General features: G+C 72.9%; 14 protein-coding genes. 8 read left to right on the forward strand and 6 right to left on the reverse strand.

Features of this window, described 5'->3' with window-relative positions; translation table 11 throughout:
• Positions 1 to 91: 91 nt before the first annotated feature.
• Together NE234_RS33195 and NE234_RS33200 are read left to right on the forward strand one after the other, a co-directional pair.
• Positions 92 to 1,288, forward strand: coding sequence for a sensor histidine kinase (locus NE234_RS33195; protein ID WP_252784837.1), 1,197 nt, complete (start codon positions 92 to 94; stop codon positions 1,286 to 1,288).
• Entirely contained in the window at positions 1,285 to 1,980 is a 696-nt protein-coding gene (locus NE234_RS33200) for a response regulator transcription factor (RefSeq protein ID WP_252784838.1), read from the forward strand. Before NE234_RS33195 ends, NE234_RS33200 begins: the two co-directional genes overlap by 4 nt.
• Positions 1,981 to 2,079: 99 nt before the next feature.
• Here the strand turns inward: NE234_RS33200 and xylB are convergent, their stop codons facing one another.
• Both xylB and xylA read right to left on the reverse strand, forming a co-directional pair.
• The gene (xylB, locus tag NE234_RS33205) at positions 2,080 to 3,459 is read right to left on the reverse strand and encodes a xylulokinase (RefSeq protein ID WP_252784839.1); all 1,380 of its coding nucleotides are present in this window, start codon (positions 3,457 to 3,459) and stop codon (positions 2,080 to 2,082) included.
• A gap of 34 nt (positions 3,460 to 3,493) precedes the next feature.
• Positions 3,494 to 4,636, reverse strand: a complete 1,143-nt coding sequence (xylA, locus tag NE234_RS33210) for a xylose isomerase (protein ID WP_252784840.1) — start codon at positions 4,634 to 4,636, stop codon at positions 3,494 to 3,496.
• A gap of 93 nt (positions 4,637 to 4,729) precedes the next feature.
• Here xylA and NE234_RS33215 point away from each other — a divergent pair, with 93 nt between their 5' ends.
• The 4 genes from NE234_RS33215 (at position 4,730) to NE234_RS33230 (ending at position 9,080) form a co-directional block, all read left to right on the forward strand.
• Positions 4,730 to 5,974 carry an ROK family transcriptional regulator gene (locus NE234_RS33215; RefSeq protein WP_252784841.1) on the forward strand — a complete coding sequence of 415 codons (1,245 nt, stop codon included), beginning with the start codon at positions 4,730 to 4,732 and terminating at the stop codon, positions 5,972 to 5,974.
• Between the two features lie 209 nt (positions 5,975 to 6,183).
• Entirely contained in the window at positions 6,184 to 7,023 is an 840-nt protein-coding gene (locus tag NE234_RS33220; protein WP_252784842.1) for a PaaX family transcriptional regulator, read from the forward strand.
• Between the two features lie 146 nt (positions 7,024 to 7,169).
• The gene (locus NE234_RS33225; protein ID WP_252784843.1) at positions 7,170 to 8,435 is read left to right on the forward strand and encodes a DMT family transporter; all 1,266 of its coding nucleotides are present in this window, start codon (positions 7,170 to 7,172) and stop codon (positions 8,433 to 8,435) included.
• A gap of 135 nt (positions 8,436 to 8,570) precedes the next feature.
• On the forward strand, positions 8,571 to 9,080 hold the full coding sequence (locus NE234_RS33230; protein WP_252784844.1) for a helix-turn-helix transcriptional regulator: 510 nt from the start codon (positions 8,571 to 8,573) through the stop codon (positions 9,078 to 9,080).
• Positions 9,081 to 9,314: 234 nt separating this feature from the next.
• On the opposite strand, the gene NE234_RS33235 is transcribed toward NE234_RS33230, so the two are convergent.
• Positions 9,315 to 10,994, reverse strand: a complete 1,680-nt coding sequence (locus tag NE234_RS33235; RefSeq protein ID WP_252784845.1) for a class I adenylate-forming enzyme family protein — start codon at positions 10,992 to 10,994, stop codon at positions 9,315 to 9,317.
• Positions 10,995 to 11,062: 68 nt separating this feature from the next.
• On the reverse strand, positions 11,063 to 11,914 hold the full coding sequence (locus NE234_RS33240) for an SAM-dependent methyltransferase (protein WP_252784846.1): 852 nt from the start codon (positions 11,912 to 11,914) through the stop codon (positions 11,063 to 11,065).
• Positions 11,915 to 12,164: 250 nt separating this feature from the next.
• On the opposite strand from NE234_RS33240, the gene NE234_RS33245 reads away from it, so the two are divergent.
• A complete protein-coding gene (locus NE234_RS33245; protein WP_252784847.1) occupies positions 12,165 to 13,019 on the forward strand; it encodes a helix-turn-helix domain-containing protein in 855 nt (284 codons plus the stop codon).
• A gap of 155 nt (positions 13,020 to 13,174) precedes the next feature.
• Positions 13,175 to 13,375 (forward strand): hypothetical protein, encoded by a 201-nt coding sequence (locus NE234_RS33250; RefSeq protein ID WP_252784848.1) that lies wholly within the window; start codon positions 13,175 to 13,177, stop codon positions 13,373 to 13,375.
• 87 nt (positions 13,376 to 13,462) lie between these two features.
• Here NE234_RS33250 and NE234_RS33255 read toward each other — a convergent pair whose 3' ends face one another.
• Both NE234_RS33255 and NE234_RS33260 read right to left on the reverse strand, forming a co-directional pair.
• Positions 13,463 to 14,461 carry an ADP-ribosylglycohydrolase family protein gene (locus NE234_RS33255; RefSeq protein ID WP_406567101.1) on the reverse strand — a complete coding sequence of 333 codons (999 nt, stop codon included), beginning with the start codon at positions 14,459 to 14,461 and terminating at the stop codon, positions 13,463 to 13,465.
• A complete protein-coding gene (locus NE234_RS33260) occupies positions 14,458 to 15,984 on the reverse strand; it encodes an MFS transporter (protein ID WP_252784849.1) in 1,527 nt (508 codons plus the stop codon). The genes NE234_RS33255 and NE234_RS33260 overlap by 4 nt, the downstream gene beginning before the upstream one ends.
• Positions 15,985 to 16,068 lie beyond the last annotated feature (84 nt).

Genomic DNA, 16,068 nt, shown 5'->3' on the forward strand with positions numbered 1-16,068 from the left:
TTCGCCGATTCCTCGGCGATCCGCGCAACTTTGGATGCGGCCGTGAGGACGAGTACGTGACCTCGTGAACGGCATACCGTTGCGGTCAGAGATGACGACATATATGACGGCCGGCCTGCGCCGGACACGCGGATGGCTGACCGGCAGGCCGTGGCTGACCGACCTGGCGTTCGGTGGTGGGCTCACCACGTTCGACGTGGTGACGTTGTCGGCCAGGACACCGGCGCCGAGCGTGGCGGGCCTGGTGATGTGGGGGCTGCAGACCGTTCCGTTGTTCTGGCGGCGGCGCCGCCCGCGTCTGGTGCTGACGGCGATGACGATCGCCTTCGCGGTGTTCGAGGCGGCCGACCCGGTCCCGGGGAAGACACCGGGCCCGTACTTCCTGATCTTCGGCGTGTTCGCGGTCGCCCGCCGGGCCTCGGCACGGGCGAGCCTGGCGTGGACGCTGCCGGCCCTCGCCGTCGCGGTGACGGCGGACCTCCTCACCGGCCGGTCCGGACCACCACGTCTCGACTCCATCGAACCGATCACCGCGACGACCTTCGTCGCGTACTTCTTCGTCGCCTGGCTCCTGGGGTACGGCGCCCGGCGGATCGACCTCGACGCCCGCCGGCTCCGGGACCTCAACGAACGGCTCCGCGCCCAGCAGGAGATCAACGCGCGTCAGGCCGTCGTCACGGAGCGGGCGCGCATCGCCCGTGACCTGCACGACGTCGTTGCGCACCACGTCAGCGCGATCGCCGTGCAGGCGCGTTCCACCGAGGAGATCGTTCAGGACGATCCGCGGCTCGGCCGGCGGGGCGTGGCGCGCATCGCGGAGACGGCCGACACCGCGCTGGTCGAGATGCGCCGCATCCTCGGCCTGCTCGCCGCCGAGCCCGAGAGCGTCGGCCCGGAACCGTCCCTGCGCAACGTCGACCGCCTCATCGAGGCGGCGGAGGCGACCGGCTGCCGCGTCACGGCGGCGCTCGACGCGCCGGCCGACGCGGTGCCGGCGGCCATCCAGGTCTCGGCCTACCGGATCCTGCAGGAGGCGGTCACGAACGTCTTCCGGCACGCCGGTCCCGTCGACGTCCGGGTCGCCGTGCGCATCGGCGACCGCGGCCTGACGATCGAGGTCGAGAACGCCCCGGCCGCCGCCGGCCACCGGCCGGTCCCGGGATCCGGCCGCGGGCTGCTCGGCATCCGCGAGCGCGTCACGGCCTTCGATGGGACCCTTCACACCGGTCCGCGCCCGCACGGCGGGTGGCGGGTCCACGCCACGCTTCCGCTCCAGGAGCTTCGATGACCATCCGGGTGCTGCTCGCCGACGATCAGGAGATGGTACGGGCGGCGCTGCGGGCCGTCATCGACCGCCGCGAGGACCTGTGCGTCGTCGGGGAGGCCGCCGACGGCGACCAGGCGGTCGACGCCGCGTCCCGCCTGCGGCCCGACGTCGTGGTCATGGACGTCCGCATGCCCGGGACGACCGGAGTCGAGGCCACCCGCCGCATCCTCACCGAATGGCCGTACGAGGACGCGCCGCCACGGATCCTCGTGCTCACGACCTTCGACCTGGACGAGTACGTGCACGCGGCCCTGCGCGCCGGCGCCTCCGGCTTCCTCCTGAAGAACAGCCCGCCCGACCAGCTCGCGCACGCGATCCGGGTCGTCGCCGGCGGTGAGGCCATGCTGGCCCCGAGCGTCACGCACCGGCTCATCAGCGCGTTCACCGCACTGCCCACCGGCCTCGTCCCCGGCACGCCCGCTCCGGCGCCGGACCACCGGGGACGCCTCGACGCGCTCACCGAACGCGAACGGGAGGTGCTCATCCTGATCGCCCGCGGGCTGTCCAACGCCCAGATCGCGGACGCGCTCGGTCTCACCCAGGCCAACGTGAAGAGCCGCGTCAACCGCATCCTCACCCGGCTCGGCCTCGAGAACCGCGTCCAGGCCGCCATCCTCGCCCGGGAGGCCGGCCTGATCCCGCCCGGTCGGTGAAGCGGAGGCTCCGCCGGTGGCAGAGCGGCGGAGCCTCCACGGCGCCCGCCCATCGAGGACGACGGCGGCCCGGCCGCACCGGGACCGCCGTCGTACCGATCAGCGGGACAGGATGTGGTCGCGGGCCTCGGCGTACCGTTCGCGGATCGACGGGACCGCGTCGGCCTCGTACGTCTCCAGGCCCGCGCGCTCCCAGCGCGGCGGCTCGGCCGCGCCGGACAGCGCCCAGGCGGCCTGGGCGGCCGCGCCCTCGGCGACGTACTCGCCGGTGGGCGGAACCAGCACCGGCCGGCCGAAGACGGTCGGCGCGATGCGGCGTACGGCCTCCGAACGGGCGGCGCCCCCGATGAGCAGCACCCGGTCGGCCCGCGCACCCTGGGCGAGCAGCGCGTCCAGCCCGTCGGCGAGGCCGCACAGCATGCCCTCGATCGCCGCGCGGGCCAGGTGCGCCGGCGTGGACGTGGCCAGGCGCAGGCCGTGCACCGAGCCGGTGGCGTCCGGCCGGTTCGGCGTGCGCTCGCCCTCCAGGTACGGCACGAGGACGAGGCCGTCCGCGCCGGGCGGCGCGGACAGGGCGAGCCGGGAGACCTCCTGGTGGTCGACGCCGAGCAGGGCCGCGGCGGCGTCGAGCACCCGGGCGGCGTTCAGCGTGCAGACCAGCGGCAGGAACCGGCCCGTCGCGTCGGCGAACCCGGCGACGTCACCCGCCGGGTCGGCGGACGCCCGCTCCGCCGCCGTGAACACCGTCCCGGAGGTGCCCAGGGACACCACCACGTCGCCGGGCCGCAGGCCCAGCCCGAGAGCCGCCCCCATGTTGTCGCCCGTGCCGGCCGACACGAGCGCGCCGGACGGCGTACGCCCGGCGGCCTCGGCCGGGCCGAGGACGCGCGGGAGCTCCGGCACCCGCCCGAGCGCCAGCTCCAGCAGGTCCGGCCGGTACTCCCCGGTGGCGGGGGACCAGTAGCCGGTGCCGGACGCGTCACCCCGGTCGGTGACGAACTCACCGGTCAGCCGCCACGTGAGGTAGTCGTGCGGCAGGCACACCGACGCCGTACGGGCGGCGGCCTCCGGCTCGTGCCGGGCCAGCCAGCGCAGCTTGGTCACCGTGAACGACGCGACCGGCACGCTGCCGACCGCGTCGGCCCACTTGGCGGGCCCGCCGAACTCCTCGACGAGGTCCCGGGCCGCGCCGGCCGAGCGGGTGTCGTTCCACAGCAGCGCCGGCCGGACGACCTCGCCGGTCTCCGTACGGCAGACCATGCCGTGCTGCTGGGCCGCGACGCCGATCGCGGCCACGTCGTCCAGGCCGCCCGCCGCCTCGGTGGCGCGGCCGAGCGCGTCCCACCAGGCGGCGGGGTCCGCCTCGGTGCCGTCCGGGTGCGGCGCCTGACCGGCGCGGACGACCGCGCCGGTCTCGGCGTCGGCGACGACGACCTTGCAGGACTGGGTCGACGAGTCGACCCCCGCGACGAGACTCATCGCCGCCCCCGGGACGGCGCCGTCAGGACGCGGTTCACCGGGCGCCGAGGATGTGCTCGACGGCCAGCTGGTCGAGGCGCTCGTAGTGGTAGCCCCGCTCGGCGGCGGCCTCGACGTCGAAGTCGTCCTGCGCCAGGGACTCGTAGGTCTCGCCCTCAGCGAGGGTCGGCACCGCGAGCTGGTCGGTGCGCGAGGCGGCCAGGGCCTCCTGCACCTCCGGGTCGGCGCGGAACGCCCGCGCGCGCTCCTTCAGGATGAGGTAGGTGCGCATGTTCGCGGCGGCCGAGGCCCACACGCCGGAGAAGTCCTCGGTGCGGGTCGGCTTGTAGTCGAAGTGGCGCGGCCCGTCGTACCCGCCGTTCTCCAGCAGGTCGACGAGGAAGAACGCGCTCTTCAGGTCGCCGTGGCCGAAGACCAGGTCCTGGTCGTACTTCGGGCCGTGCTGGCCGTTCAGGTCGATGTGGAAGAGCTTGCCGTGCCACAGCGCCTGGGCGATGCCGTGGACGAAGTTCATCCCGGCCATCTGCTCGTGCCCGACCTCGGGGTTGAGGCCGACCATGTCGGCGTGCTCCAGCGAGCCGATGAACGCCAGCGCGTGGCCGATGGTCGGCAGCAGGATGTCGCCGCGCGGCTCGTTCGGCTTCGGCTCGAGCGCGAACCGGATGCCGTAGCCCTTGTCGGTGACGTACCCGGCGAGGGTGTCGATGGCCTCGCGGAACCGGTCGAGGGCGACCCGCACGTCCTTGGCGGCGTCGGACTCGGCGCCCTCGCGGCCGCCCCAGAAGACGTACGTCTTGGCGCCCAGCTCGGCGGCCAGGTCGAGGTTGCGCATGACCTTGCGGAGGGCGTACCGGCGGATGTCGCGGTCGTTGGAGGTGAACGCGCCGTCCTTGAACACCGGGTGGGTGAACAGGTTCGTCGTCGCCATCGGGACCTTGAGGCCGGTCTCGTCGAGCGCCTTGCGGAAGGCGGCGATCGCCTTGTCCCGGTCGGGCTCGACGGCGAGGAGGTCGTCGTCGTGGAACGTCACCCCGTAGGCGCCGAGCTCCGCGAGCCGGTGCACCGACTCCACCGGGTCGAGCGGCGGCCGGGTCGCGTCACCGAACGGGTCGCGCGCCTGCCAGCCGACGGTCCACAGCCCGAAGGTGAACTTGTCCTCAGGGGTGGGTTCGAACATCTCGTCTCCTCATTTCGTTCAAGCTCTGGACTAATTAAAACCCGCAGGTGCCCGGTGTCAACAGGGGAGGGGTTGCATGATTAGTCTGTGAACATGCGAAATGAGATCACGCCCGTCCGGCACGGCACCATGCGGGCCCGTAACCTGGCCGTGGTGCTGGGCGAGATCTCCCGCCGCCAGCCGGTCAGCCGCGCTCGTCTCGCCGACGTCACCGGCTTCACCAAGACCACCGTATCCAGTCTCGTCGCCGCGTTGAAGGCCGCGGGCCTGGTCCGCGAGGACGGGCCCGTGCGCGACGGCGAGCGCGGTCGCCCCGCCACGGCCGTGTCGGTCAACGGCGACCGCGTCGCCGGCCTCGGCCTGGAGGTCAACGTCGACTACCTCGCCGCCTGCGTGCTCGACCTCGGGCGGCGGATCCGGCACCGGCACATCGTCGCCGCCGACAACCGGGGACGCGCGCCCGAGCGCGTCATCGGCGCGCTGACGGACCTCGCCGAGCGGGCGATCGCCGCGGCGGGGGACCAGGGCCTGACGGTCGCCGGCGCCGTGGTCGCGCTGCCGGGCACGCTCGACCGGGCGGGCGGCCGCGTGCGCACCGCCCCGAACCTCGGCTGGCGCGACGTCGCGGCCGGGGAGCTGCTGGCCGGCGGCCTGCCGACCCTCGCGCTGCCCGCCGACCAGGACAACGAGGCGAACCTCGCCGCACTCGGCGAACTGTGGTTCGGCCACGGGCCGGAGCTCGGCTCCTACGTTCACGTCTCGGGCGAGATCGGCGTCGGCGCGGGCATCGTCGTCGACGGCCGGGTGTTCCGCGGCGCGCACGGGTTCGCCGGCGAGCTCGGCCACGTCGTCGTCGACCCGGCCGGGCCGCCCTGCGCGTGCGGCGGCCGGGGCTGCCTGGAACAGGTCGCCGGTCAGGAGGCGATCCTGCGGGCGGCGGGCATCCCGGACACCGTCGGGACGTCCACCGCCGGGCCCGACGGCCCGCTCGCCGCGCTGGTCGCGCTCCTGCGCGACGGCGACGGCCCGGCGCTGGCGGCGGTGCGCCGGGCGGGGGAGGCCCTGGGCCAGGCCCTGTCCGCGGCGGTCAACCTGTTCGACCCGGACACGATCGTGCTCGGCGGCATCTTCTCCGCGCTCGCCCCGTGGGCGTCCCCGGCCGTCGAGGAGGCGCTCGGCGGCGGCACCGGCGTCGTACGGCACGCGCCGCCCCGCCTGACCGTCTCCCGCCTGGGCGGCGACGCCGCCGCCCTGGGCGCCGCCGCGCTCGTCGTCGAACGCGTCATGAACGACCCCGCCCTCCTCATGGAGGCTCCGGCGCGCCCGCACAGCCGGTGACGCGAGAATTCGGCGGAGTCGTGCGGCGGACACCGGCGCTGGCCGGCCCCTTCGTGACGGGAGGCCCGGTGGCCGCCCGCCGGGACTGACGGGCTGAGTGACCGCGCCGGCCGGGCGCCGGCCACGGGTCGGCGCCCGGCCGGTGTCTTCTTGGTGGCGGATGTTCGACGAAAGCGCGGATTTGGCGCTGATTTATGTAGAATTTATGGGTGACCGCTCCGCGACCCACGCTGACCCGACGGCATGCCCTGGGCGAGACGAGCGCACGTTCTCTGCTGCTGACCCTACTGGGCGAGTTCGTCCTGCGGTACCAGGAGCCGGTCTGGACGTCCACGCTGGTCGAGGTGCTCGACGAACTCGGGGTGGAGGAGAAGTCCGCGCGGCAGGCGCTCGCCCGCACGGCCGCCGACGGATGGCTCACCTCCGAACGCGTCGGGCGGAGTGTCCGCTGGTCCCTCACCCCTCCGGGGCGGCACCTGCTCACGGAGGGCGCGGAGCGCATCTACGGCTTCGGCGCCGAGGCCGCCGCCTGGGACGGCGTCTGGCTCATCGTCTACGTCTCCGTCCCCGAGTCCAAGCGCCGCCTCCGGCACCAGCTCCGTACGAAGCTGAGCTGGGCCGGCTTTGGATCGCCCGGCCCGGGCATGTGGATCGCGCCGTCGGCGGCGCGTGAGGCGGAGGCGCGGTCGGTCATCGAGGGCCTCGGACTGCAGGCCGGCGCGATGTCGTTCACCGCGCGGTTCGCCGGGGTCGGCAGCGAGCGGGCGATGGTCGAGCGGGCGTGGGACCTGGACGGGGTCGCGGCCGAGTACGAGGCGTTCATCGACGAGTTCGGCGCCCTGCGCCCCGCGTCGCCCGAGTCGATCCTGCTGGCGCAGGCGCGGCTCGTCCACGAGTGGCGGCGCTTCCCCTTCCTGGACCCGCGGCTGCCGCCGGCCCTGCTGCCGGCCGGCTGGGTCGGTGCCCAGGCCCGCGAGCTGTTCGACGCCCGCCACGACGAGTGGCACGCCGTCGCCCAGCGGCGCTGGCGCGAACTCGCGGCCGGCTGACCGGCCGCGTTCCGCGACGACGGGTGGCGCCGCACAGGGAGCCGCTTCTGCGGATCGGGTGAACCATCGCCGGGAAACCGGCGTATACCTAGCCGCACGTGGCCGTATGCCTAGTCATATACCTATCCATATGCCTAAGTGCGGGAATGCACCCCACGACGACCGTTCGCCGCGAACTAGCCTGGACGCGCTCACGCTTCATCGCGGTTTCGGGGAGCATTTCCAATGGCAGCTCATGTGCGAATGTTGTCGCGTTCTTCGGCCATATCAATGTGTGCGTCGACAGGATTTCCGGCGGCATGAAGGCAAAGATCGATCCACCGTACGTGGCAGCGGTGGTCGTCACCGTCTGCTCTTTCTCGGCCACCGCTCCGTTGACGGCCTACGCGGCGGCACCCGCCCTCGCCCTGGCGTTTTGGAGGAACGGCCTGGGGCTCACGACGAGCGTCGCGATCGTCACCGCGCTTCGTCGTGGCGAGTTCCACCGGATGTACCGTGGCGAGCGTCGCATGGTACGCGGCGAGCAGTACCGATTCATGGCACTCGGTGTCCTGGCGTCCCTCTGCCTGACGGCGCACTTCGCCACGTTCATGTCGAGCGCCAAATTGACGTCCGTTGCCATGTCGACGGCCCTCGTCGCCACCCAGCCCGTCTGGCAGGCCCTGATCGCGGTCGTGCAGGGGCAACGCCTGCCGCGTCGCATCTGGATCGGGCTGAGCGTGGCCGTGATCGGGGCGGTCACCGCGAGCGGGATCGACATCCGATCAGGCGGTAACGCGCTGCTCGGGGATCTCCTCGCCCTGGCGGGCGCCCTGACACTGGCCGGCTACACCGCCCTCAGCGAGCGCGCACGAGGCGGGCTGAGTACGCCGCTGTACTCCACCTTGAGCTCCTTCGTGTGCGCGACAGGCCTGCTGGTCACCTGCCTGGTGACCGGTACTCCGCTCATGCATTTCGACCGGCACACCGAAATCGCCGTGCTCGGCATGCTCGTACTTCCCCAGCTTCTCGGCCTGGGCTCGCTGAACTTCGCCCTCGGCAGGGGATCCGCGACGACCACGAGCGTGCTGCTCCTGCTGGAGGCGCCGGTGGCCACGGTCATCGCGTGGCTGTGGATGGGTCAGAAGCCGGAGCCTTCGACCCTGCCCGGCCTGTTGCTCGTCATCGTCGGTGCCGTCGTCGTCGTCTCGAGCAGCACCACCCAAAGTGAAAGCCTCATCGGCCGGCATCGGGCACCGCACTCACGTCGCAGGCCGCGTCGCGCCGGGACCACCGTGTCCGGGGAGGCGCCCCTCGCCCGGCATCGGGTAGCGCGCTCACGCTCGGAGGCGCCCCGTGTCGGCGCCTCCGTGCCCGTCCTCGCCCCGGGCGGCCGGGACGCCGTCGCCTCCACCGAGGCTCTCGCGGACTAGTCGGCGCTGGATCTTCCCGGTCTCCGTCGTGCGGTGACGCCACGGAACGTACCGCGCGGGGCCGCACGGCGGGGCCGCAGGAGAAGCGGTGAACGGCCACTCCACAATGTCAGTGTTCGAACGTATGATCGAACCATGGCCGAGAACGCGACGCTCGCAAGCCGTACCCGTCCCCCACTTCCGGCCCCCGAGGTGGCGGCCCTCGCCCTCTCGCTCGCCCACCTGGGCGCCGGCCCGCAGGCCGCCACGGCCCGCCGGGCCCTGCGCCGCCTGTTCGACGATCTCGACCCGGCCGAGACCGTCGGCACGACACTCGACACCCTGGCCCGCCCACTCGACCCGGCGACGGCGCACCGGGCACGGACCGCGGCGAGCGCGATCACCGCGCGGCTCGTGGTCCGCCTGCACTACGTCGACGCCAAGGGCAACGTCACGGTCCGCGAGGTGGAGCCGGTGACCTGCCTCGTCCACCGCGACCACTGGTACCTCGTCGGCTGGTGCCGGCTGCGCCGGCACATCCGCGCCTTCCGCTTCGACCGGATGCTGGCGCTGGAGGCCACCGAGATCCCGGCGCGCCCGCACCGCGCCGAGCGCTTCCTGCCCTTCCAACCACGCGCGACGCGGACCGCGCACTGCCGCCGGTGACCCTTCGCCGCGGGTGACTCCGCGTCGCCGGTGCGGACGGCGCGCGGTCCGGTTCGCCCGGGCCGCCCCGTCCGCGCCGACGGTGGGGTCCCCGCGGCCGGCCGGCTCCGCGGTCCGTCCGTGCCGGCGGCGCGGTGGTGTCGGCCGGCCGGCTCCGCGGTCCGTCCGTGCCGGCGGCGCGGTGGTGTCGGCCGGCCGGCTCCGCGGTCCGTCCGCGCCGGCGGCGGAGCCGTCTCAGCCGACCAGTTCGGTGCGCAGCTTCGTCTTCAGGATCTTGCCCGCGGGGTTGCGCGGCAGCTCTCCCTCGCGGAACCAGATGTGGGTCGGCACCTTGAACGACGCGATCCGCTCGCGGAGGAACGCCTGCAGCTCCTCCGGCGTGACCGTCATGCCGGGGCGGAGGCAGACGACCGCGCCGACCTCCTCGCCGAGCGCCTCGTGCGGCACCCCGATCACGGCGGCGTCGGCGACCGCGGGGTGGTCGTACATGGCGGACTCGACCTCGGCGCAGTAGACGTTCTCCCCGCCGCGGATCAGCATGTCCTTGGCCCGGTCGACGATGTAGACGAATCCCTCCGCGTCGACACGGGCCAGGTCCCCGGTGTGGAACCAGCCGTCGCGGAACGACCGGGCGGTGGCCTCGGGGGCGTTCCAGTAGCCCTTGATGACGTTCGGCCCGCGGACGAGGAGCTCGCCGACCTCGCCGACGGGCAGCTCCGCGCCCGCCGGGTCCACGACCTTGACGTCGCACACCGGGACCGGCGGGCCGACGCTGTCGGGGTGGGTCAGGTAGTTGATCCCGCTGTTGTACGTGGTCACCGCCGACGTCTCGGTGAGGCCGTACCCGTTGCTCGGGACGCGGTCGGGGAGCAGCTCCTTGATCTTCTCGACCAGGGCGGGCGGTGCGGGCGAGCCGCCGTACGACACGGACCCGAGGCTGGAGGTGTCGTACTTGTCGAACTCGGGGGACGTCAGCAGCTGCCAGGCCATCGTCGGCACCCCGCCGAACGCCGTGACCCTCTCGCGTTCGATGAGCTGGAGCGCGCGCTCGGCGTCCCACTTGCGCATCAGGACGATGGTGCTGCCGAGGACCGCGCTTGCCACGAGCACCGTGTGGCAGCCGGTCGCGTGGAAGAGCGGCAGGCTCGTCAGCGTGATGCGCTGCCGGGGGTTGGCCAGTTCCTCGATCCGGCCGCCCGCCTGCAGGCCGGCGCCCAGCATGGCGTACGCCAGGCTCAGGGTGTTGCCGGTGATGTTGCGCTGCGTGCCGAGCGCGCCTTTCGGCCGTCCCGTCGTGCCGGAGGTGTAGAAGATCGTGGCGTCGTCCTCCGGGCCGATCTCGGCGGCCGGGAGAGCGGTCTCGGTGACCTCGCCGAGCACGGTGTCGTACGCGTCGGCGCCGGGCGGCGGCGTGCCGTCGCCCCGTACGACGATCACGGCGAGGCCGAGGTCCGGCAGGACGTCCGTGAGCCGGCCGGCGCGCTCCTCGTCGGCCACCAGCACGCTAGCGCCGCTGTCCCGCAGGCCGTACTCCAGCTCCGGCCCCGTCCACCAGGCGTTCAGCGGGACGACGACGGCGCCGATGGCCGCGGCGCCCCAGAACGCCACGAACCACTCGGGGCGGTTGCGCATGGCGATGGCGACCCGGTCGCCCTTGCGCACGCCGTACCGCTCGGTGAGCCGGCGCGCGAAGGTCGCGGCGTGCCGGAAGTGCTCTTCGAAGGTCAGGCGCTCGTCCTCGTAGACGATGTACGTCTTGTCGCCGTGCCCGCGGCTGTTCTCGAGGACGGTGCGCAGGGACGGGGAAGCGTACTTCCAGACACGGGTCGCCGTGCCGCGGATGTCCACCTCTTCCATCTCGAACAGCTGCCCCGGCGCGGTCAGCTCGGCCCTGACCTCATCCACACTCTTCATCCGCACCTCCGGACCGGAGCCTACGATCCGAACGCCATTCTAGAAAAGCCCCTTCCGGGAGACCGCTTCTACGGTTTGCGGGCGACCCCGGCCCAGCAGACGGAACGGCCGGGGGTATCCCGGAGCGGGCTCGACGCCTCGTCGGGACGCCACAGCGGCGTCCACACCACGCCCGGCTCGATCAGCTCCAGGTCCGCGAAGAACGCCTCGACCTGGGCGTGCGTACGGACGTGGGCCGAACTCGAGGTCTTGTAGTTGTCCTTCAGGGCCGTCTCGACCTCGTCGTCCCCGTCGTCGGTGGCATGGGAGATCACCAGGTGGCTGCCCGCCGGGAGCGGCTTGATGAGCCGGCGGACCAGGTCGTACGGGTCCTCGTCGTCGGCGATGAAGTGCAGGACCGCGACGAGCAGGAGCGCGACGGGCCGGTCGAGGTCCAGCAGGCGGCGCAGCGCGGGATCGGCCAGGATGCCCTCGGGGTCACGCAGGTCGTGGCGCAGGATCGCGGTGCCGTCGACCCCGTGCAGCATGTCCCGCCCGTGGGCGAGCACGACCGGGTCGTTGTCGACGTACACGATCCGGGACTCGGGTGCGATCTCCTGGACGATCTCGTGGACCTGCCCGTACGACGGCAGGCCGGTGCCGATGTCGAGGAACTGCCGGACGCCCGCCTCGGCCGCGAGATGGCGGGCGGCGCGGCGGAGGAACCCGCGGTTCTCCAGGGCGGCGTCCCGCGCGCTCGGCAGGGCCGCCATGGTGTTCTCCGCCACGACGCGGTCGGCGGGATAGTGGTCCTTGCCGCCGAGGATGTAGTTGTACACGCGCGCCGGGCTGGGGATGTCGGGCCGGAACTCGTCCTGCCGGTCGTCGTCGGTCACGAAGAGCCTCATCGCCGGGATGTCGGAGGCGGCTGATTCTTCCATGAACGTCCGTGCCCGGCGGCTGGATCCGGGAATCCGCCGCCGAACACGGACGACCGTAGGGCGGCCACAGGATCGCCCACATCACCATCACATGCCTGGCCACGGCTGACAATGGGATTGCATCCAGCTATGGGATAGCATCGCGTCACGACGCTGAGGATGCAAGCCCATTGGGAGGTGGGATTGCATCGCGACGGTCCCCGGCCGGTCGTGCGAGACTCGGGGATCCGCCGCGAGGGAGGTCGAGGTCATGGCGAACGCTGGAGCGAGCGGCCCCACGGCGCTCCGCATCCTTCTCGGATCGGAGTTGCGCCGGCTGCGGGACAAGGCCGGAGTCGCCTCGGCCGAGGCCGCCAGGGCCATCGGCGGATCCGAGTCGAAGATCAGCCGGATGGAGCTCGGCCGCAGCGGCTTCAAGGAGGCGGACGTCGCGATCCTGCTGTCGCGGTACGGCATCACCGACGAGGAGGAGCGCGACCAGCTGCTGACGCTCGCCCGCCGCGCCAACCAGCCCGGCTGGTGGCACAGCTACGGCGACGTCCTGCCCTCCTGGTTCCAGTCCTACATCGGGCTGGAGCAGGCGGCGGCCCGCATCCGCACCTACGAGCCGCAGTTCGTCCCCGGCCTGCTGCAGACCGAGGACTACGCCGCGGCCGTCATCTCCCTGGGCGACTTCCCGCCCGAGGAGGTGGAGCGCCGGGTCTCACTGCGGGCCACGCGGCAGCGGCGCTTCCGCGAAGGCGCGCTGCGGCTGTGGGCGGTGATCGACGAGATGGCGCTGCGCCGTCCCGTCGGCGGCCCCGCGGTGTTGCGCGGGCAGCTGGAGTACCTCATGACCGTGGCCAAGCAGCCGGGGCTCACGCTCCAGGTCACGCCGTTCGCGGCCGGCGCGCTGCACGCCGCGCCCGGCGGGTTCACCATCCTGCGGTTCGCCGACCCGCAGCTGCCCGACGTGGTATACGTCGAGCAGCTGGGCAACGCCCTCTACCTCGACAAGTGCGAGGACATCGACCGGTACACCCTCGCCATGGACCGTCTCAGCGTCATCAGCGCCACTCCCGAAGAGTCCATCGATCTCATCGGCACGATCCTGGAGGGTCTCTGATGCGCACCGACGACCTGTGGCGAAAGAGCTCCAAGAGCACCCCGGAGGGCAACTGTGTCGAGGTGCGCGTCGTCGTCCGCTGACCCGCCGTCCCGCCGGACACGCGGTATGACGGAAGTGGATCGACCGGACACGCTCCGTGTACGGTGCGGGCCGTGGAGAACCTGCGGATAGGCGTGGTCGACATCGTCCACGACGACCAGACCACCAACGACCACCTGGCCTGCGCGGTGTGCACCTGGCGGCTCGGAGTGTCGCCGCGCGAGTACGCCCTGCGCCTCGCCCGCCGGCACGACGAGTCCCACCAAGGCGGGCCACGTCGTCCTCGCCCGGGCGGCGTCGCGCGGACGGGCTAGGGCATTCGCCGGAGCGCCGGCTCCGCCGCGCGGACGGGCCAGGGGATTCTGTCGGCGTGCCGCCTCCGGCTCCGCCGCGTGGAAGGGTTAGCCGGCGGCCCGCTCGGGCTCGGCCGCGCGGCGGGCCAGGCTCACCAGGTCGTCGGCGCGCAGACCGGGCCAGCCGTGTACCGCGGCCCGCCACTCGGCCGGCACCGCGGACAGGCCGTACCGCGCGCCCAGCAGCGCCCCGGCGATGGCCGCGACCGTGTCGGTGTCGTTGCCGACGCGGACCGCGGTGACGAGGCCGTCCGGGAGGCTCCCGGTGCAGGTGACCGCCGACCAGGCGGCCTGCAGCGCGGGCACGACGAAGCCGTTCGGGCTGAAACGCCACGGCGGGCCGGTCTCCGCGTCGCGGAGCCAGGCCGCCCAGTGGCCACGGCGCTCGGCGGGCAGCAGGTCCAGGCCCTCCCGTACGCCGTCGAGCGTCGCGTCCAGCACCGCCCGCCGTACGCCCGAGCACCACAGCACGCAGGCGTCGCCCGCCAGATCGTCGAAGTGGGTCAGCGAGCTGACCAGCCGCGCGGCCTCGGCCAGCCCCTCCGGGTCGGCCAGGTAGGACAGGGCCACGACGCCGGTCCGCATGAGCGAGCCGTTCCCGGCCGTGCGCCCCGTCTTGCGGTGCAGGTCCGCCGAGGCCTCCCGCATGGCGCGGGAGAGCCCGTCGGCGCGCGCGGTGGCCGCCAGCACGCCGGCCGTCTGCAGCCCGACGTCGCTCGCGCCGCCGTGGAACCACCGCAGGAACCGCTCGGCGATGCCGTCGAGCGCCTCCTCGGAGCGCAGGTCGGCTCCTGACGCGGCGACCTCGGCCACGCAGACCTGCATCTGGGTGTCGTCGCTGTACTCGCCGGGCGCGTAGGGGCCCAGCCCGCCGCCGACCATCTCGGGCACGGCGGTCTCCGGCAGGGGCTCGGCGAACTCGTACGGCACGCCGAGCGCGTCTCCGCAGGCCGCGCCCAGGAGCACGCCGGCCGCCCGGTCTCGCTGATCACTGGTGAGCATCATGAGTACGGACGTGCCGGCGGCCCCGGTGGTTCCGTCGGTCATCCCGCGGAGCCGGTGAGCCGGGCGACCTCGCGCTCGTGCGCCTCGGCGTCGGCGCGGGCCGCCTTGGGGCTCCACCGGCCCGCCAGCGGCAGCATCAGGAGGACGAAGGCCACTTCGGCGGCGATGCAGATCCACCACCAGTGCTGCCACTGGTGCGGCCCGTCGGCCGCCGCCTTCTTGAGCTTGCCGAGCTCCTGCAGCAGCGCGGGCGGCGGGGGCGTGCCGGGCGGCACCTTCTTGGCGGCGGCCAGGATCTCCGGCGCCCGCGTGAGCGTGTCCATCGCGCCGACCACGTACGGCAGGACGAAGTAGGCGACGCAGACGACGATCCGCAGGGTCCAGCCCCAGACGGCCAGGCCGGTGGCGGTCAGCGCGGGGTTGCGCCGTTCGACCGTCTCGGTGAACGCCGCCATCCACGGGGTGTACGCCACGCCGAGGCCGACGGCGAGCAGGCTGATGATCCAGATCAGGGTCGACGCGCTCGTGTGCGGATGGGTCGTGCGGGTCATGAACACGTACGTCATCACCACCGCGAGGACCGTGCCGCCCACCATGAAGGGCTTGCGCACCCGCAGCCGGTCCGACACCACGCCCACGATGACGAGGGAGATCGCGTTCATCGCCCAGTACCAGCTGTTGACGCCGTTGGCCTTCGCGGTGGTGAGGCCGAAGTTCGAGGTCAGGTAGATGGTGAAGAACGCGACCGCGGTGTAGTAGATGAGCAGGAACACGCTGACGCCGAGCGCGGGGGCGAGGATGTTCAGGCGCAGCATCTGCCGCCAGGGGTTGCGCAGGTCGGCCTCGCGCTCGGCGGTCGCGGCGCGGGCCTCGACCAGCGTGCGGTCCGCCATGCTCACCATCACCTGGTCCCGCAGCCCCGGCCGCAGTTCCCGCAGGCCGAACAGCGCGACGGCGAACGCCACGAGCCCGACGACGCCGACGATGTAGTACTGGCTGGACCAGGACTCGTCGAAGTGCGGCAGCGTGCGGTTGGCCACGAAGCTGACGACCAGGCTGCCGATCACCGGGCCCAGCGTCCAGAAGCCCATCGCCGAGGCGCGGCCGATCTGTGGAGAGAAGTCGCGGACGAGCGCGGGGGTGGCCACCAGGCACATGCCCTCGACGAGCCCGGACAGGATGGCGAAGACCGCGAAGGTCGCCTTGTTCGGCGCGGCCGGCGTCAGGATCGCGAGGACGCCGGTGGCCAGCAGGCCGTACGTCACGAGGTTGGCGCGGCCCCACCGGTCGGCGACGCCCGCGGCCAGGGACCCGAACGCGCCGACCAGGTTCGACAGCACCAGGATGTCGACGTAGTAGATGAACGACATCTTGAAGTGCGCGAGCATCAGCGGGGCGACGCCGCCCGCGACGTACAGCTCGTAGTACAGGACGATCGTGACGAACACCGCCACGGCCAGGTAGCGGTAGCGCGCGGCGGTGTCCGGATAGCGGTCGAGGCCGCGCCGCCACAGTCGGTCCGGCGAGAGGCCGGACGGGGTCGTCGTGCGATCGGTGGGGGCCATCGCCACCTCGTTTCCTGCGGAGATCGATACGGGCGAAACGCTCCGGAGCGCACACGGCACCCCGCCCCCCGAAGACCCGGATGA

The organism is Actinoallomurus rhizosphaericola (assembly GCF_024055675.1).
Classification (GTDB): Bacteria; Actinomycetota; Actinomycetes; order Streptosporangiales; family Streptosporangiaceae; genus Actinoallomurus; species Actinoallomurus soli.

Coding starts and splice junctions, on each gene's coding strand:
- NE234_RS33255 (WP_406567101.1), bottom strand. CDS start 14,461: ATGACCGACGGAACCACCGGGGCCGCCGGCACGTCCGTACTCATGATG.
- NE234_RS33235 (WP_252784845.1), bottom strand. CDS start 10,994: ATGAAGAGTGTGGATGAGGTCAGGGCCGAGCTGACCGCGCCGGGGCAG.
- xylB (WP_252784839.1), bottom strand. CDS start 3,459: ATGAGTCTCGTCGCGGGGGTCGACTCGTCGACCCAGTCCTGCAAGGTC.
- xylA (WP_252784840.1), bottom strand. CDS start 4,636: ATGTTCGAACCCACCCCTGAGGACAAGTTCACCTTCGGGCTGTGGACC.
- NE234_RS33230 (WP_252784844.1), top strand. CDS start 8,571: ATGGCCGAGAACGCGACGCTCGCAAGCCGTACCCGTCCCCCACTTCCG.
- NE234_RS33195 (WP_252784837.1), top strand. CDS start 92: ATGACGACATATATGACGGCCGGCCTGCGCCGGACACGCGGATGGCTG.
- NE234_RS33245 (WP_252784847.1), top strand. CDS start 12,165: ATGGCGAACGCTGGAGCGAGCGGCCCCACGGCGCTCCGCATCCTTCTC.
- NE234_RS33200 (WP_252784838.1), top strand. CDS start 1,285: ATGACCATCCGGGTGCTGCTCGCCGACGATCAGGAGATGGTACGGGCG.
- NE234_RS33260 (WP_252784849.1), bottom strand. CDS start 15,984: ATGGCCCCCACCGATCGCACGACGACCCCGTCCGGCCTCTCGCCGGAC.
- NE234_RS33215 (WP_252784841.1), top strand. CDS start 4,730: ATGCGAAATGAGATCACGCCCGTCCGGCACGGCACCATGCGGGCCCGT.
- NE234_RS33240 (WP_252784846.1), bottom strand. CDS start 11,914: ATGGAAGAATCAGCCGCCTCCGACATCCCGGCGATGAGGCTCTTCGTG.
- NE234_RS33225 (WP_252784843.1), top strand. CDS start 7,170: ATGCACCCCACGACGACCGTTCGCCGCGAACTAGCCTGGACGCGCTCA.